The sequence below is a fragment of the Paenibacillus sp. LHD-117 genome, from assembly GCF_030929555.1.
Classification (GTDB): Bacteria; Bacillota; Bacilli; order Paenibacillales; family Paenibacillaceae; genus Pristimantibacillus.
This window is the reverse complement of record NZ_JAVFVT010000004.1, coordinates 163,718-180,417: the sequence shown is the minus strand read 5'-3', so window position 1 is coordinate 180,417 and position 16,700 is coordinate 163,718. Positions and strand designations below refer to the sequence as shown.

Below are 16,700 nucleotides of genomic sequence, written 5' to 3'. Positions count from 1 at the left end.
GAAGCAGCACAATGAAGTTATCAGTAGTGGCAGCGTTTATTTACATGCTGCTTTGCGTTTTCCCGCCAACGAGAGCATTGCCAGCGTATACTTGGGTCGCGCTGTTCATGGCGGGTCTGTGGGCATTAATTGCCTTTATATCAAGGCCGGGATTCTTCACTATTTTTGGTGATAAGCCTGTTCATCGTCTCGTGATAATGGGATTTGTGCTTTTCACGACAATATTCCCGTACTTGTTTGGCAACGGTGTGATCGGCAATAGGTATTTGTTATTTGGTCAGCTCCTCGCATTCTATTTCATTTACCAGTACAACAAAAAGTACGGGATGGAGTCGGCTAACGAGAGCATCGTTAGATGGTCATTACCATTTATCGGGATTACGACGGTAATCACGTTATTTAACATCGTAGATAATCCGTGGTTAGCTCGCAGCATAAAGAGCAGTGGGGAGGCGTCGGCGGCGCTACAGGCCAGAGGAATTGGTGGGTATGAATTCATATATTTCCTGACCTTTGTCTGCATCATGGCTACGTTTATGTGGATGAATAAAAAGTCTCTAAAACTGACCAACCGAGTATCGCTGGGTATCCTAATTTTTATTATCCTCGGCATGTTGACCATTGCATTTTCAAACTTTTTCACCGCATTGTCTATATATGCGATCGCGACGACAGTGATCGTAATTACTAGGATGGCTGGATTAGTAGCGAGGACACTTGCTCTCTTGGGTAGCTTGTTACTACTCCTAAACTGGCAGGGGATTTTCCTAGCTGCTACTAACTTTCTGATCGATAACCTGAACGGCAGGACAGTGGAGAGAATTATGTCCATCCAGTCGACAGTCATAAATGGCAGCGCGCAAGAAGGGTTGTTTGCTGAACGATTGCCTGTGTACGAGCAAAGTTGGAATGCATTCGTTGATAATCCGTTTTTCGGGGTGGTCGTAAATCAGTTAGAGTTCTCTGGAGGCTTCTTGGTTGGTTTCGGACAACACTCGCAATTTTTAGACACCTTCGCACTATACGGATTCATCATTGGGTGTGTGAATATCGCCATCGTTTTGTATCCCTTCATTACGAGATTCACGAAGGATAGGATGCTAACCAACTTGAATATCACGATGATTTTGGCAACGGTCCTTTTGTTTACTATGAATAACGTAACTCCTATAATCGGTTTTGCTGTCTTCTTCATGTATCCTGTACTATACGATTTTATTAAGAAAAGAAATCCATCATCACTATAGGATCATATTGCGCATTAGATTTGCCAAAGAAAAAAGAGCTTTCGGATTACTCCGTTGGCTCTTTTTTATCGTCTAATATAAGCAGTTCTCCAGGCTTTACGTTCAACTTTAAACAGAGTCGAAGCAGCAACTCGCCGGGGTAATGTTTCGCGGTGTCGTTATACATCGTTCGAACGGATTCGTATCGGTATTCGATGTCTTTGGACAATTGTAATGCTGACAATCCTTGCTGATCGGCAATGGCCTTTAGGTTTGATCTTATCCGCACCCTCTCACCTCCTGGGAAAAGTATACACGAAAAACGTGTAAAAAGCCCTATATACTCGAAAATAGTGTAATGATATCATCTAATTACACGAATAACGAGTAATATTGGAGGTGCAATATGAGTAACGCGGGAGAACAGCTTTTGTCTGAGATGGTAGCGATGTTGGCTGAGCAAGGCGGGGGTATCAACGTCAATGATCTGAAATCAAAGCTATCTGCATCTATGTCAAAGTATCATGTCACACGGATCGACGACAAGGCGGTTCATCCAGACGTTACGGAGAAAATCAAACTTTATCTCGCTTCCAAGAAGCTGGAGGGCTTGAGCCCTTTAACGCTGAAGGGGTACATGCTCGATCTCAATATTTTCTCCAATCGAGTGCGTAAGAAAGTAGCGGACGTCAGCTCGGCGGACATACGAACCTACCTTGCACAATGTGATGGGAACAAGATGAGCACGATCGGCAAAAAACTGTCGGTTCTGAAAAGCTTCTTCGGCTGGCTAGCATCGGAGGAGTACATCCCTCGAGACCCAACAACGAAGCTCAAGACGCCTAAGCTTGAGAAAAGGGCGCCAAAGGCTTTGACCATTGAGGAGTTGGAGATGATTCGCGAAGCCTGCCAGACAAGGCGTCAACGCGCATTCATCGAAGCCATGTACGCAACCGGCTGCCGATTGTCCGAGGTGCAGGCCCTCAATCGTGACGACATCAACTTGCAGACCATGAGCACACGGGTAATCGGCAAAGGGAACAAGGAACGGGAGGTCTACTTTTCGTTTAAAGCGATGTTCCATATTCGCAAATATCTCAGTGATCGTAAGGACAACGATCCGGCGCTGTTCGTTTCCGAACGATTGCCGCATGGGCGACTGTCCCGCCGTGGCATACAGCGGGAAATCGGCGTTATCGCCGCGCTGGCGGGTTTGCAGAAACGCGTGTCGCCGCACACGTTGAGACATACGTTTGCGACGCTGACGCTCAACAACGGCGCAGAGCTGGCGGCCGTTCAGCAGTTGCTCGGACATGAGTCACCGGCGACAACGCAGATATATGCCCAGTACACAGAGGAGCGGAAGCGAGAGCAACACAAAAAATTCTTGGTTCAATAAGGGAAGGAGGTACGCCATGCTCACGCTACAGCAAATTATTGACGAAGCGGATCTGCTGGTCCCGAACACAGTCGATCCGCCGGATAAGGTGACGCAGCTCAACGCCATCAATCGGGAGTTCTTCAACGTAATTAAGATCCCAAAGATAGTCCGCTTTGCCGGTGTGCTCGGTCAGTCGGATTACACGCTGCCAACCGACGTGCGCGAGAAGAACATTGACCTGGTCGAAGTCGGGCTGCTTAAGTACCGTAACCTGATGAGCGATGAGATTAACCCGACGCAGAACAACTGGAGCTATGACGACAATAGTAAAGTAATGACGCTATCCCCGGCACCGTATCAAAACGGTCTTCCGGGGATTGTTCGTCACCACCGGTTCGCGACGACGACGTTTCTGAGCGGCAACCTCACCGCAATTCCGGACGCGCCGGAGGAATACCATTGGACTTACGTGCCGGCGCTGTGCACGTGGCTAGCGCTGACACAGGAAGATGCGAGCAAGGCGGCGATCTACGAAGCTCAGTACAAGAGCGCCTGGAACGTGGCCGCGCAAAATTATCAGAAGTAGGTGAGAGCATGAATCCGATCCAATATCCGATCGTGCAGCCCGGAGGCATTGACGGCATGTTGCCGCCGCGTGTCATCCGTGAGTGGCGAGGTGTCAACGGATTCGACCCGTACAGCATTGCCGATAGCTTCTTTACCGACGCCAGCAATGTCACAACCGACGATTTCCCGGCGTTTGCAACATGCGAAGGGTATGAGGTGCTTGGTTCTGCTATCGGGGCTAAGGTGCTCGGTCTAGGCGTTTGGAAGGACGCCGAGCTGCACGCGATATTTGACGACGGCACGTGGAGGAAATGGACGGGGGCGGCGTGGAGCACGGCGCTTGCCAGCGGCTTGAACACGACGGCAATGTGGTCATTCACCAACTTCGAAGGTGGTTGGGGTGCAATGAACCTTGTCGGGTGCAATGGCGTCAATGGCCTTCGGCGATATGATGGCAGCACGGTTCAAGCGTTCGGCAATGCGCCGTCCAATGCGAACCATGTGACCACCTACCAGAACAGGTTGTGGGTAGCCTTCGGATTGGAGATTCGCGCCTGCCAACTTGACAATGGCAACATATGGGACGACTTCTCCGGCGATGAGTCGGATAGCTACGGCAAGACATTAGAGAGTGCGCATGGCGAAAATGTGAACATGCTAAGCGGCGGCCTAGCGAAGTTGGTCATCGGCATGCCGAACGCTCTGCAGGAACTGTACGGATCGATTCCTTCCGACTTCCAGACTCGTCCTGTAAGCGAGGAGACAGGAGTCGAAAACAACAACAGTGCCCTTATCCACGACGCTACGCTTTACGGCGTTCACCGGGACTCGATCTATACCTACGTCAGCGGCGGTGTGAGCCCGGACCGGGAGTTCTCCGATATCGTGCGCAAGTTCATCGCCGGAACGTCCGGCGCATCAACTGGAAGCGATGGCCGCAAGTTGTACTTCTTCGTGCCGGGGAAGATCCTGATCTACGACACGGTGTTCCAGACTTGGACGATTCGAACGGGAATAACGGTTACTTGCTTCACGCTGTTTAAAAACGAGTTGTACATCGGCACGAACGACGGACGCGTTGTCAAACTCGGCGGTGAGACGGACGCGGGGCAGCCCATCAACTGGCATGTGGTAACGCGAATCTTCACCAACGGGTCGATCTCACAGCGTTCCCGTTGGCTGAAGCTTCACATCATGGCCGAGCTGGCCGTAGGCTCCACGATTAACGTGTATCTGTCGGAGACGCAGGACGGAAACGACTGGGAGCTAGTGAAGACGATAACCGGGACGGGAGCGGCTATCGAGAAGGTGCTGGTGCCGGTGAAGAAGTTCGTGTTATCGAACATGCTGCGGGTTAAGCTGGAGGGTATTGGATGGGCACGGGTCCACGAGCTTTCCCTGCAAGGCCGTCAGCTGCCTTTAACATAGAGGGAGGGGACAAACGATGAGTACTTGGAATAGTCCACCGCAAATTCCGGCATTCAAGTCGCCACCGTTCGGTGCCGATCCGGAACAGGTGCAAAAGTCTACGATCGAATATCTGAAGCAACTTGCAAATATAGTCTCTTCGATGACGAAAGATCTGGAGCATATGATTAACGGAAACCTTGATGTGAAGAACATCAGGGCGAAGGGAATCACGGCGGACCGGATGGATGTGGACGAGTTGTCGGCAATATCGGCAAATCTCGGACATATCATCGCCGGCTTGATTGAGTCGGTAACAATTATTGGTGCGTACATTGCTACGGCTCAGGGTACCTACCCAAGGGCGGAGATGTCGAGCGCAGAGGACTTGTTCGCAGCATATGCGACCGCTGACAATTACCTGAAGATTTTTGCGCTCGAATCCGGTACGCCGATGATATACTTCAATAACCTCATTAGCACCGCGAGGTTGTTTTTAAATGGTGGAAACTTGTCTTTAGCAAACTTCGGGACGCTGCTTCTTTCTGCAATAAGTCATATCACTATTGAGAGCACTAATCCATCATCCAACATCAATCTTGTTCCTGGAACAAGTGGAAGTGTTAAAGTTCCTTCATGGGGTAAGATTTTCTCAGAAGGGGACGCTCAGAGTCTCGCAACAGCCATAAATAATCTAGCAGCCGCCATTAGTGCTAAAGCAACTTCCGGAGCAAGCACAAGTTCAGCTGGTGCAATATCCCTTAATGGAGGCATCCCGCCAGGAACGCAACTACTAAAAGCCGGAGGCGGTTCCGTCTCGTGGACGGGAATAAATATACCAGATCATACCCATACGCAAAGTTAAGTGCTATAATGTCAGAAAATGGCGTATGGAGGGATTCGGGTGAAAAAAGTTGTAATTTCCTTTATAGCAGGAGCAATATTTGCAACGGCCGGCTCAGCGGCGGCTTCGGTCATTGAGAAAATCACAGCCTCGGTTAGAACAGATTATTCAGTAGAGGTCGATGGTCAAAAAGTGGATCTCGAAAATGCTCCGATTGCATACCAGGGATCGGCATATATTGCGGTTCGTGAGATTTCTAACGTCATTGGCAAAGAAGTAGAATTCGAAAATGGGGTGATAAAGATTAGCACACCTGAAATTATCGAAGAACTAACAGCAGAGCAATATCTGGTTAAGCTAAACAGTTTAAATTGGTTCAAAGACAGTTATGTTCGCAAGATTGATTTAATTAAAGAAGCTATTCGCAGAGCAGATAATGGCGAATTTAAACCATCTGAAGCTGATTACCAGGAATACGAAGCAAGCTTATCTGAATACCAGAAACTGCTAATTGATGTCGAACAAGAGATTGCAGACCTGAAAGCAGCATATCCGCAATACGCCGAGTCCGCTGAATAGCGGGCTCTTTTATTTTGTAATGTAAAGGAGGCGATCGCGTTGGCATTACCCAAGGACAAACTTCTACAGCCAAGACCATTGGTTACTGATACCGCTAGAATTGCAGGAACGGGCTACAGTTCAGCAATAAGCAAGATCCGGAGTTCGATTCAGAAGGAACAGCAGCAACCGACAAGCCAAACAGGACAGACGCTGAATACCATTAAGGACACAGTCTCCGCTAAACCCTATGAGTTCCATGGACCGTCTGCCTTCACCTATGACAAGGACAGCGATCCAGCTTATCAAGCTGCTCTTGCATCTGCACGTCAGAATATCACGCAGCAGCAGGCGGATACCAATGCCGTGCTTCGGGCCAGCGGACAAGGAAAGTCTTCGTATTCGGAATCGGTCGCCAATCAGATTGGTGCGAAGGAAATGGGACGTGTCTCGACGGAGGTTCTGCCGAGATTGATCGAGCAGGCATACAGCCAGTACGCTGACCAAGCGAACCGAGGATTACAAGTCCAACAGATGAATTATGGGGCAGGACAAGATCGCATTGCAAACCTCGGAAATCTGTATGCGATGCAGGATCAGGAGTATTTCCGGAATCCGATGGCTGAAGCGCAACTCACAGGAAATTATCTCTCTGGTGAGGCTCGTCAGTACATCAACGCCATTAACGCATTGAAAGCACAAGCGGAAGCGCCGGGCGTCACTAGGGAGCAATTGCAGGGATTCCGATCTGAAGCGGACGAGTACAGAAGTGCACTTCGAGCTCTCGGTGTGGATGCTGGGTTATTCGGCGCAGACGTAAATCGAGAATCATCGATTGGCAATTTGGGTAGAGCAGGTATACAGACACTAGACTCGCAGAATATGAGATTCAACCAGGACTTGGCCAACCGTCAGTTCGAGCAGGGAGTCACGGATTCCGATCGAAATTACGGACTATCCCTATCGCAACTTACCGGCCAACTACCGGACGGATCGCCGACAACAGCAGAACAGCAGCGACAGCTGAGCAATCTATGGATTGTCGCCCAACAGACGGGACGAATCCCAAACGAATTGGCCGACATGTACGGAATCCAGCGCGGTACGCAAACACAAGACGCCTACACCCAGGCTCAGCAACTCGCAATCAGCCGCATGAATGCGAACACTTCTGCCTATAGCGCATCCACATCGCGCATGAGCGCTAACAATTCACGTCTGATGGATATCTGGCAAGCGACAGGCGTCGCACCTGCTGGTATCCCGGGAGTGGCCGCTGGAACACCATACGGTAGTGAACAGGACAGAGCATATAGGCAGGCGCAAATCGATCAAGCTACTGGGACGCCTCAAGTCACTTTATCGGATAAAGAGTCGCGGGACAACCTGAACTCGATCAGGAACAATCTGAAGCTTTCGACGGGCGTTGAAGAAGCGGTAAGATATTTGGAATCCATGAAACTATACCTAACAGATTCCGATTACAAAGCAGCTTGGAAATCGTTAGAGGACACTTGGATGAGCGAGGAGTGAATAAGCTATGGCCGTTAAATCCATTGACGAATGGAGAAATGATCAAGGGGGCGTCGGTAAGCCACCATCGATATATGATTTCCGGAGGGAGAGCAGTCAGCAGCTTCGCGACGAAGTGGAGTCGATGGCGCCAGGGATCACTAGCGCCGTTTCTCCTTTCGGGATGCAAGAGGCGGCTAAAGAGCGATTCTCTGTTCCAGTTCCAATGCGTACTACGATCCCTTCACCTATGGAATTAATGCAGGATACGCAACAAACCAGATTCCAACCGCCGGCTGTATCGCCATCCGACCAATGGGTGCAGGATCGCCTTGCACAAGATCGGGAGCAAGCATCCAAAACACCTGTATTTCGTGTCATTAACAGTCTAGTCGAGCCATTATCGGAGCTCATTTATAAAGCACAAGCCAAAACGCCTGGCGTCGCTGCATTCCAAGAGGGAGCAGCGAACAGCCTCGGCGTTCAATCTTTTGCGCCGCCGGTTACAGGACCATCCATCATTAATGCACCTGCACGTCTGGCGGGGAACATCGCTGGCGCTGCAGCAGGCATGCAGGGTGTTGGCATTCGACCTGTAGCGGACCCGCTATCAATCGGACGTGGAGCGGCACAAGCGGCTGCACAAGCATCTCCGAGAATGAGAGGCCCAATTGCAAGGCGTGCGATCGAAGGAGCAGTAGCCGGCGGTGTCGCAGGTGTAGCTGACTCGGCGATTCGCGGCGACACCGATCTGCGGGATATAGCGGCGGCTGGCGCACTAGGCGCTGGTCTTGGCGCAGCGGCGGACGTAGCGCTTCCGGCAATCGGTAGCGGGCTCAGATCGTTGGCAGAAAGGATGCGACGTAATCAGGTTCCGGAGGAGGCAGTACAGGAATTACTAGCATTGCCTGCACCGCGCGAGCGCGGAACTCCTAATGGTGTAATAACCGACGATGTTATTACATCAGCGGACACAACGACGACAGGCGGTCGAGTGCTTGGTCTACCAGCTCCGGACATGATGCCGCCAACTACTGCGAGGATCGCGCAGCAATCGAATCCATACCGCGATCAATTCGAACAACTAATCAGAACGGCGCGGGAGATGCAGGATGAAGGGAGATTCACTCCTGGTCGAGAGGCTGAAGAACTTGAATCGCTATGGACGCAGATGGCAGGGAGAGAAGATGTTGGTCTGGATAATCTGATTCAGCGGGCATATCCGACTAGGCCGAACCGTATCGCGCCGGATCTCGTTCAGCGTGCGCGCGAAACGCAATATAACCGAGAAGTGGCCGGTGCGCCTTTTCCGGTTCGATCCGTGAGTGATCGTTATACACCTGGTCCAATGTCTCCGGCCGCAGCTCCAATTACGGTTCCAGCCAGGGCGCAGGCTGTTACTGGTCCATTAAGAGGAACGGAGTCGAGAGTGGCACGCTCTTCGACAACAGGGCCATTGCTTCGAGCGGCAGAAGCTCCGAATAGCTCGTCAGTTCCGGAGTCCATGGCTATACCGCCAGAGCCGAAACAGACTACAGCGAAGTGGCAGCCTCCAGAGCCGCTGAACCAGGACGAAATTCCATTCAGCATCTCTGATGATCTGGACGACATCGCGCTTCCAGAAGCTGACGAGGTGGCGCCGCGGATTCGCGATCGTCTGAATACCTTCGCGGATGACATGATAGCCAACGCTCGCGCTGAGCTCGCAAAGGGCGTAAACAGGTTGAGTAGTAACCCGGTGGACGTGTGGGGACAGTATGCGAAGCTTGGCGCCGGCTATATGTTGAAAGGAACAGTCAAGCTCGCCGATTTCACGGAGCAGCTAGTCAGGGATCTTGGAGAAGAGATCAGGCCGCATGCACGTCGTATCTTCAAAGATGCAAAAGAGCAATACAAGGTGATCCAGCGTGAGATAGAAACCGAGGATCTTGGTCTGCAGGGGTTCGAGGCGCAGGAACTGAAAGACCTCAGCAACATCAACTTGAATACGGCCGACGTGTTCCGCAATTTCAAGAAGGTTTTCGGGCAGTATTATGAACCAATCAAGAAATCCATCCTCGATCCCTTTGATGAATCGAAGGGATCATATGCCCGTGAACAGAAGCAGATGACCGACGACCTCTACAATGACATTGTGAAGGGACTCGGCATCAAAAAGGGAAGCAAAGAGTCGGCGCTAGTCCAGCGATATGGTGAGGGTCAGATCGATTTGGCTAAGCTGCAGGAAGAAACCCACGATTGGGAGAAAATCGTCGAGGCGGATCGCTGGTTCAGGAACAAGTACGATGATCTTCTGGATAGAGTGAATGCATCCATTCAGAGGATCTATCCGAATCGTCCTGAGAAATTAGTGCCGAAGAGGAAAGATTACTATCGTCACTTTCAAGACTTGGGGGCTTGGGGCGGCTTAAAGAATTTGTTTGATTCTGCTTCAGGGAAGATTGGCGCCCATTTGTCCGGTCTGTCACCCTTCACGAAGCCAAAACAAAAATGGGCTAGCTTTGCACAAAAGCGTGGTCTCGGCGACTTCGAGAACGATGCTGTCGGAGGATTCTTGGAGTATATCCCTGCTGCTTCGTATGCGATTCATATCGACCCGCATATTTCTGTTTTCCGAAATCTTGCGAAGAGACTTGCTTCGGATACCGAACAAACAGGGAATATCAACAACTTTATTGAGTTCTTGAACAATTACGCAAACGATCTCTCCGGGAAAACCTCCATGGCCGATCGATGGGTTCAGTTCGTAGGAGGAAGAAATACCTTGCGATACGCGACTTGGCTCAATAACCGCGTAAAGACGAATATGATTCTCGGAAACGTCCGATCATCGCTCGCTCAGCTCGCCAACATTCCGAATGGTGTTGCTTATGGTGGGCAGGACGCCATTCCAGGCGCGATTAAGACACTGGACAGCGTGTTCAAGCCCAATGAAGCGATGCAGAAGTCGAGATTCATGACTGAGCGTTTCCTGGACAAGAATTTCCGGAGATTCAATGAGAGGTGGTGGGAACAGCCTAAGCGATTCGCCGAGGCGACGATGGAACTGTCCGATCGGATCGGGACAAGTTTCATATGGAACACGGCGTACGCTAAGGCGCTACGTCAAAAGGTTGCTGATCCGGTGAAGTTTGCAGACGAACAAACACGTCGTCTCGTTGGCGGTCGAGGTGTCGGTGAGCAGCCCTTGCTCCTTAAATCTCAGATGTTCAATATCATCGCTCCTTTCCAACTAGAGGTTAACAACCTTTGGCGGGTCATGAAAGATTTCGTGGATGAAAAGCAGTACGGCGCTCTACTGACTCTGTTTATTTCGAACTTCGTGCTGAATAAAGCGTTTGAAGTGACGACAGGTAGCGGGGTCACTTTCGACCCACTAGATGCCATTATCGATTCAGTCACGGAAGATGATATGAGTCTCCTGCAGCGCGCCGGTAGAGTGTTCGGTGAGGGTCTGTCGAATATTCCGCTCGGCTCCACAATCGCAGATATCTATCCTGAATACGGGGCAAAGGTATTCGGAATGGATCTGCCGACTCGGGAAAGTTTCTTCGGCGACAATGATCCAACTAGATTTGGTACCGGTCTGGCGGGGGTTGTCGGGGTAGATGGTATAAAAGATCCTCTGTTTAAACTGCTTCCGCCGTTCGGCGGAGCGCAGGTTAAGAAGACCATCAAGGGTGTTGATTCGCTGGTACGTGGTGGATCATACACCGATGATTTCATTAAGACAGGAAAGACGATTGAAGAACCGGAGCTTCGTTTCCCGGTCGATTCGTCCAAAACATCCGATGTCATCCGCGCCGCCGTATTCGGACCTTTTGCAACATCTGGTGGGCAACGGTATACAAATGAACGCCTAAGCAAGTTAGGAACCAAGCAAACCGAAGAGTTTCAGCGCGCTGATGATGGGCAAGCGTATTATGACGAACTGATCAAGCTTCGTAAGGAAAAGGCTGAAAAGGACAAGAAAAAAGAAGAAGCGAAAAAGGAGTCCCGATAATGGGGCTCCTTCGTTATTAATGGGAGGAATCCAATATGAGTAAGGGACAAGCTGTTTGGAGTGGAGTCGGCGCAGTAATGTTGCCGGTTATCGAATTCTTTTATGGAGCAGGTGAATCAGTGATCGCTGCAATCATTGCACTAGCATTTTTTATTCTACTTGATTGGATTAGCGGAAGCAGAGCCGCGCAGAAAGATAATAGCTACGGCAGCAAGTACGGAATTGACGGCCTCTTCCGAACGTTCTTCATGCTGCTTCTACCTGCTGGTGGTCACTTCCTCGACGTTCTTTTCAATCTTCCCGGTCTGCTATTCGGACTTTTGGTTGCCGGTTTGTTGTACCACGTCATCCAGTCCATGACCGCCAATGCTGTACGAGCTGGCTGGGCTGATTGGTTGCCGATCAATGCGCTTGAGGCTATTACGAAATGGGTGGGATCTGAGCTTGATAAGAAAGTGCAACGGTCCATTAATCGTGGTGGAATTCCAAGCGATCTGAAAAAGGCGGATGAGAGTAATGTCCTTTAAGATGGTAGACCTGCGCGGCAGGCTCCCTATCCACGCAACCAAACGATACAAGACTCGAAAACTGTCGGATATCCGGTCGGGGGCAATCCATCACTCGCTTACAGAGTCAGGCAGCGCGGAGGCGTTCGCGGGTTACCACATACGTACCAATGGATGGCCGGGCATCGGATATCATTTCGTCATTGGCCGCGATGGTACGGTGTATCAATGCTGGGATCTGACCGTGGTTAGCTACCACGTAGGAAACAGTAATAAACATGCCGTCGGCATCTGCATGATCGGAGACTTTAGATCGCAACAGCCGACGCCGGAACAGTATGCCGCGGCGCTGGATCTTATACGCTGGCTCCAAGGGAAGCTGCCCGGGATCGTTATTAAGGGACACAGCGAATATCCGGATTACAGTTGGAAGTCGTGTCCGATCATCAGCATGGACAAATTCAGAAGCGATTTGAGCAGAGGAGTGGAGATGCCTATGACGGCAGAGGAACGGAAGGCAATGGACGATCTGACTAAACAAGTGAGGGAGCAGCACGCACGTATCGATGCACAAGCAGAGGCCCTCACAGTTGCCACTAGTCGCATACTGGCACCGGATTGGTTTGTGTCAGAGTTTAGCAGTGGAGACCTGAATGGCTTAATCAGTGAGCCGACCATGACGAAAGAAGGCTGGCGCGTGCTGGCCGTTGCGCTCAGAGCTAGTAAGTAAGAATTAAACCCCGCTGACCAATTAATGGTTGGCGGGGTTTTTTTATGTCTTGAAATACGAACGTGTGTTTGCGTATAATAAGAGCATACATTCTTGAATGAGGTGGGGTCAGCGTGGAGAAGTATGTCGGAAAAGTCGTGCAGCTCATTTATATCGATCGGCGAAAGAACGTCACGATTCGGGACGTTCGGGTTCTGGCCGTCAAGGACGGATGCGTTAAGGCCTATTGCTTCTCCGTTGGCGCCTTACGTGTCTTTGACATGGGGAGTATTGTGGACGTAGAGGAGGTTGTGCGTCGTGGAACAGCGTAAGAAGCTTGAAGGCAACGGTATGTGGGAGAGTAGCCGAATGATGTTGCCTGAGCATAAGCACGCGCTTAATGCTTGGTCATTGAAATCGAAGGAACGATGCCGCATCGAGCTAGACGACCAGGAGCTCGAGATCATCGGCCGCCGGCTGACCGAGTCGCACCAACTGCGCACGTTGGTCACTGTGAAGATGTATCATCCGACGGAGGAACTGCAGATCGTTGGCATGGTGGATCGGATCGATCAGCGACAGGGTCGTTTTATGGTTAATGGGGATTGGTTTATGCTGCGGGATATCGAAGGCGTTGTCGATGTCGACTGAGAGGAAGCGACAAGCGGGGACACTTTATCCAGAAATACGCTTTGGGATGATTGAATGGTCTAAGCGATTCGACCCCGAAATGGTGCAGCAACTTGAAGAATCCGATGATGCAATTGAAGAATATTTCGCAGATTTCATAAAACGAGGAGGCGGTTTCCACGTGGCAAAAGATAAAGGACCCAAAAGGCCGACAAGAGATGAATATGTGCTGGAGGAGATGGGGGAGCGCTTGGTAGAAGCTCATCAAGAAGAGGCAATGGTGCAGTTAGAAGTTTGGCATCAGAAATCCGTTGTCGGTAGAATTGTAAAGCTTGACTCAAGGACAAAAATGATTCACGTTGAGCAGAGCAATGGCGAAACAGAAAGAGTGCCATTCATGGATATAATGAAAATAGACAATGCTTCTTGACGCTAAATGGATACAGATGGTAATATGAGAAAGAGCCGTATGGGAAAGCATCCCTGCGGCTCTTCTTCATTATATACTTTCAACATCGTTCGAAATAAAATACTATCATGTGTACCATTTGTGTACCAAAATTTAAAATCATACTCAAACTAATGACATTCTCAGGTCGAATTCGATTATAAAGAAAATCCCCGAAACCCAGTAATACCAAGGGATTCGGGGATTTTCTTATATTTTAATTTTCAACGTATTTAAACCTAATGGCGTCCCAGGAGGGATTCGAACCCCCGACAACTCGCTTAGAAGGCGAGTGCTCTATCCGACTGAGCTACTGGGACACTGTTTGATACTATACCATGCGTACAATCCCATTTGCAAGTCAAAATTTAGTCGATTTCAAAAAAAGGGCGTTTTTTTTGTCGATTGCAACCGTAGGCAGGCGGAAGCGCAACCGTTTGTTTTGTTCTGGCGGCCTTGCGTGGTATAATCTATCGCAAGATTATTCGAAACATGTTTACGAGCATGCCTTAAGGCGGTGTTATCATTACGACTCCTCAGGAACCACATACGGAAGGCAAGGACAACGTTTATTTATTCCCCAGCATGCTGGATCAATACCAGATCGGGCTGACGAGGATGCTGGAGGCCGAACAATACCGGGAAGCGAAGGAGCTTCTCGGTTTTCTGCTGCAATGCCAAGGGCAGGAGAAAAGGCATTACGAGGAATGGGCAAATCTGCTCAGCTGGCTCGAAATGGCGTTCCCGGACGGCGTCGATGCCGGTCGCGACAGCCAGCCGGACGAAGAGCAAGACGAGGAAACGCTTCGGGCCGAGCTGCTGAAGCCGCCCGTGCAAGACGAAGCTTACGTGAACCAAGTTTTGTACATCATGCGGAACCATCCCATGATGGACCAACAGATGCTGGCGCTTGAGCGGGCCGCCTATATCGACGATCCCGGAATCGATGCAGCCATACTGGAGTGGCTCGTCGGCGACGACCTTCATCCCATCCTGCAGTTCAAGGCGCTGCAATGTTTGAAGAGAAGAGGGGCGACGGGGACGGTACGCGTCAGGAGATTGGACGAGGACGTACTCCTCGAGATCGAGGCGACGCCGCTCGCCATGGACGACTTCCCGGAGCCGGTTAATCAAATCCTGGAGCGTGCGATCGCCGTCGTGGAGGTGGACGATCCGACGCTGCCGCATTTTGCCAGGGAGCTATGGAAGGAAAGCCTGCAGTTTCTGTACGGGACGTCTGCGTTCGGCTGGATGCTGAGAGAGGACGACGAGACGGTGGATTGTTTCGCGGCCGCCTTGCATCTCACGCTTCTCCTGACCGTGTACGGGTCGGCGAACGATGACGATATACGCGATACATACGGGATTTCGGACAGTTTAAGATTCCGCTACGAACAAGCCTGCAGAACGCTGCGCGGCATCGCGATGCTGCTGCAGGCGGGCGGGGACGAACATCAGCCTTGAAATGCTCGTCCAACTTTGTATATAATAGAGTGGTTTATGTAACGTGAAAACTATCGATGCATGCGCATTTTTGGAGGGGAAGGCATAAAATGAAAGCAACTTGGGAAAAAATAGACAAGAACATCGTCTCGATCGATGTTGAGGTGGAAGCGGACAAAGTCGCTGGCGCCCTTGATCAAGCCTTTAAGAAAGTGGTAGCAAAGGTTAACGTGCCTGGCTTCCGCAAAGGCAAAGTGCCTCGGGGCATTTTCGAATCCCGTTTCGGCGTGGAGAGCCTGTATCAAGACGCGATCGACATCTTGCTTCCGGAAGCTTACACGGCTGCCGTTAAAGAGAACGAGCTTCAGCCGGTCGATCGTCCGGAAATCGATGTAACGCAATTCGCGAAAGGACAAGTATTCAAGTTCGTCGCGAAAGTAACGGTTAAGCCAGAAGTAACGCTTGGCGAATACAAAGGCCTCGAACTCGAAGCGGCTAATGCCGAAGTGACGGAAGAGGAAGTAGCAGCCGAGCTAGAGCGTCTCCAACAGCGCCACGCTGAGTTGACGGTTGTCGAGGAAGGCGCCGCTCAGAAGGGCGACATCTCCGTAATCGACTTCGACGGCTACGTGGACGGCGAGCAATTCGAAGGCGGCTTCAGCGAGCGTTATTCCCTGGAGCTGGGATCGAACTCCTTCATTCCGGGCTTCGAAGATCAAGTGATCGGCATGGAGCTAGGCGACTTCAAGGACGTTGAAGTCACGTTCCCTGAGTCTTACCACGCTGAGCATCTGGCTGGCAAACCTGCCGTATTCAAAGTGAAGCTTCACGAGCTGAAGCGCAAAGCGCTGCCGGCGCTGGACGACGAGTTCGCCAAAGACGTGAGCGAGTTCGATACGCTTGAAGAGTACAAGCAGGATCTGAAAGCGAAGCTGCTTGAGCGCAAGGAGAAGGAAGCCGAGCAAGCTCGCGAAGTAGCAGTCGTAGACAAAGCTACCGAAGCCGCAGAGGTGGAAATTCCGGAAGCGATGGTCGATACGGAAACGGACTACATGGTGAAGGATTTCGAGAACCGCCTGCGCATGCAAGGCATGAACATGGATCTGTACTACCAATTCTCCGGCCAGAACGAGGAAGCGCTTCGCGGCCAAATGCGTTCGGACGCCGTGAAACGCGTTCGCAACAATCTGGTGCTTGAAGCAATCGCGAAAGCGGAAGGCTTCGAGGCGTCGGAAGAAGATCTGACTGCCGAGCTCGAGAACCTGTCCAAGCAGTACAACCGCCCTGCGGAAGAGCTGCGCGACATCTTCGAGAAAAACGGCAACATCAGCAATCTGCAGGAAGACATCCTGCTTCGCAAAACGATCAAGTTCTTGCTGGAAAACAGCAAAACGGCTTAATACGATTGACATACGGTTCGCACTCGCGATCCGACATAGAAGAATACGATTTACCGAAGATAAGGC

At 50.8% G+C, this 16,700-nt stretch carries 15 protein-coding genes and 1 tRNA gene; 14 read left to right on the top strand and 2 right to left on the bottom strand.

Annotated features, from left to right (window positions below; genetic code table 11):
• Window positions 1–11 precede the first annotated feature (11 nt).
• The gene (locus RB620_RS04400) at window positions 12–1,247 is read left to right on the top strand and encodes an O-antigen ligase family protein (protein ID WP_308092316.1); all 1,236 of its coding nucleotides are present in this window, start codon (window positions 12–14) and stop codon (window positions 1,245–1,247) included.
• A gap of 46 nt (window positions 1,248–1,293) precedes the next feature.
• Here RB620_RS04400 and RB620_RS04395 read toward each other — a convergent pair whose 3' ends face one another.
• On the bottom strand, window positions 1,294–1,515 hold the full coding sequence (locus RB620_RS04395; protein WP_308092315.1) for a helix-turn-helix domain-containing protein: 222 nt from the start codon (window positions 1,513–1,515) through the stop codon (window positions 1,294–1,296).
• Window positions 1,516–1,632: 117 nt separating this feature from the next.
• Here RB620_RS04395 and xerA point away from each other — a divergent pair, with 117 nt between their 5' ends.
• From xerA to RB620_RS04340, 11 genes are all read left to right on the top strand, one after another.
• Window positions 1,633–2,625: a site-specific tyrosine recombinase/integron integrase gene (gene xerA, locus RB620_RS04390; RefSeq protein WP_308092314.1), complete on the top strand. Its 993-nt coding sequence runs from the start codon at window positions 1,633–1,635 to the stop codon at window positions 2,623–2,625.
• A 16-nt stretch (window positions 2,626–2,641) separates the two neighbouring features.
• A complete protein-coding gene (locus tag RB620_RS04385) occupies window positions 2,642–3,193 on the top strand; it encodes a phage adaptor protein (RefSeq protein ID WP_308092313.1) in 552 nt (183 codons plus the stop codon).
• Between the two features lie 8 nt (window positions 3,194–3,201).
• Window positions 3,202–4,602, top strand: coding sequence for a hypothetical protein (locus tag RB620_RS04380; RefSeq protein WP_308092312.1), 1,401 nt, complete (start codon window positions 3,202–3,204; stop codon window positions 4,600–4,602).
• 16 nt (window positions 4,603–4,618) lie between these two features.
• On the top strand, window positions 4,619–5,446 hold the full coding sequence (locus RB620_RS04375; RefSeq protein WP_308092311.1) for a hypothetical protein: 828 nt from the start codon (window positions 4,619–4,621) through the stop codon (window positions 5,444–5,446).
• Between the two features lie 39 nt (window positions 5,447–5,485).
• The gene (locus RB620_RS04370) at window positions 5,486–6,004 is read left to right on the top strand and encodes a stalk domain-containing protein (RefSeq protein ID WP_308092310.1); all 519 of its coding nucleotides are present in this window, start codon (window positions 5,486–5,488) and stop codon (window positions 6,002–6,004) included.
• Between the two features lie 39 nt (window positions 6,005–6,043).
• The gene (locus RB620_RS04365) at window positions 6,044–7,516 is read left to right on the top strand and encodes a hypothetical protein (protein WP_308092309.1); all 1,473 of its coding nucleotides are present in this window, start codon (window positions 6,044–6,046) and stop codon (window positions 7,514–7,516) included.
• Between the two features lie 7 nt (window positions 7,517–7,523).
• On the top strand, window positions 7,524–11,498 hold the full coding sequence (locus tag RB620_RS04360) for a hypothetical protein (protein WP_308092308.1): 3,975 nt from the start codon (window positions 7,524–7,526) through the stop codon (window positions 11,496–11,498).
• Between the two features lie 35 nt (window positions 11,499–11,533).
• Complete coding sequence (locus RB620_RS04355) at window positions 11,534–12,025, top strand: phage holin family protein (RefSeq protein WP_308092306.1); 492 nt, start codon at window positions 11,534–11,536, stop codon at window positions 12,023–12,025.
• Window positions 12,015–12,734: a peptidoglycan recognition protein family protein gene (locus tag RB620_RS04350; RefSeq protein ID WP_308092305.1), complete on the top strand. Its 720-nt coding sequence runs from the start codon at window positions 12,015–12,017 to the stop codon at window positions 12,732–12,734. Before RB620_RS04355 ends, RB620_RS04350 begins: the two co-directional genes overlap by 11 nt.
• Before the next feature lie 297 nt (window positions 12,735–13,031).
• Entirely contained in the window at window positions 13,032–13,364 is a 333-nt protein-coding gene (locus RB620_RS04345; RefSeq protein WP_308092304.1) for a YolD-like family protein, read from the top strand.
• Between the two features lie 160 nt (window positions 13,365–13,524).
• Window positions 13,525–13,773, top strand: coding sequence for a YolD-like family protein (locus RB620_RS04340; RefSeq protein ID WP_308092387.1), 249 nt, complete (start codon window positions 13,525–13,527; stop codon window positions 13,771–13,773).
• Between the two features lie 261 nt (window positions 13,774–14,034).
• Here RB620_RS04340 and RB620_RS04335 read toward each other — a convergent pair.
• Window positions 14,035–14,111: transfer RNA gene (locus tag RB620_RS04335), tRNA-Arg, on the bottom strand.
• A gap of 298 nt (window positions 14,112–14,409) precedes the next feature.
• On the opposite strand from RB620_RS04335, the gene RB620_RS04330 reads away from it, so the two are divergent.
• Complete coding sequence (locus RB620_RS04330; RefSeq protein ID WP_308092303.1) at window positions 14,410–15,255, top strand: hypothetical protein; 846 nt, start codon at window positions 14,410–14,412, stop codon at window positions 15,253–15,255.
• Between the two features lie 89 nt (window positions 15,256–15,344).
• Window positions 15,345–16,634 carry a trigger factor gene (gene tig, locus RB620_RS04325; RefSeq protein ID WP_308092302.1) on the top strand — a complete coding sequence of 430 codons (1,290 nt, stop codon included), beginning with the start codon at window positions 15,345–15,347 and terminating at the stop codon, window positions 16,632–16,634.
• Window positions 16,635–16,700: the final 66 nt, after the last annotated feature.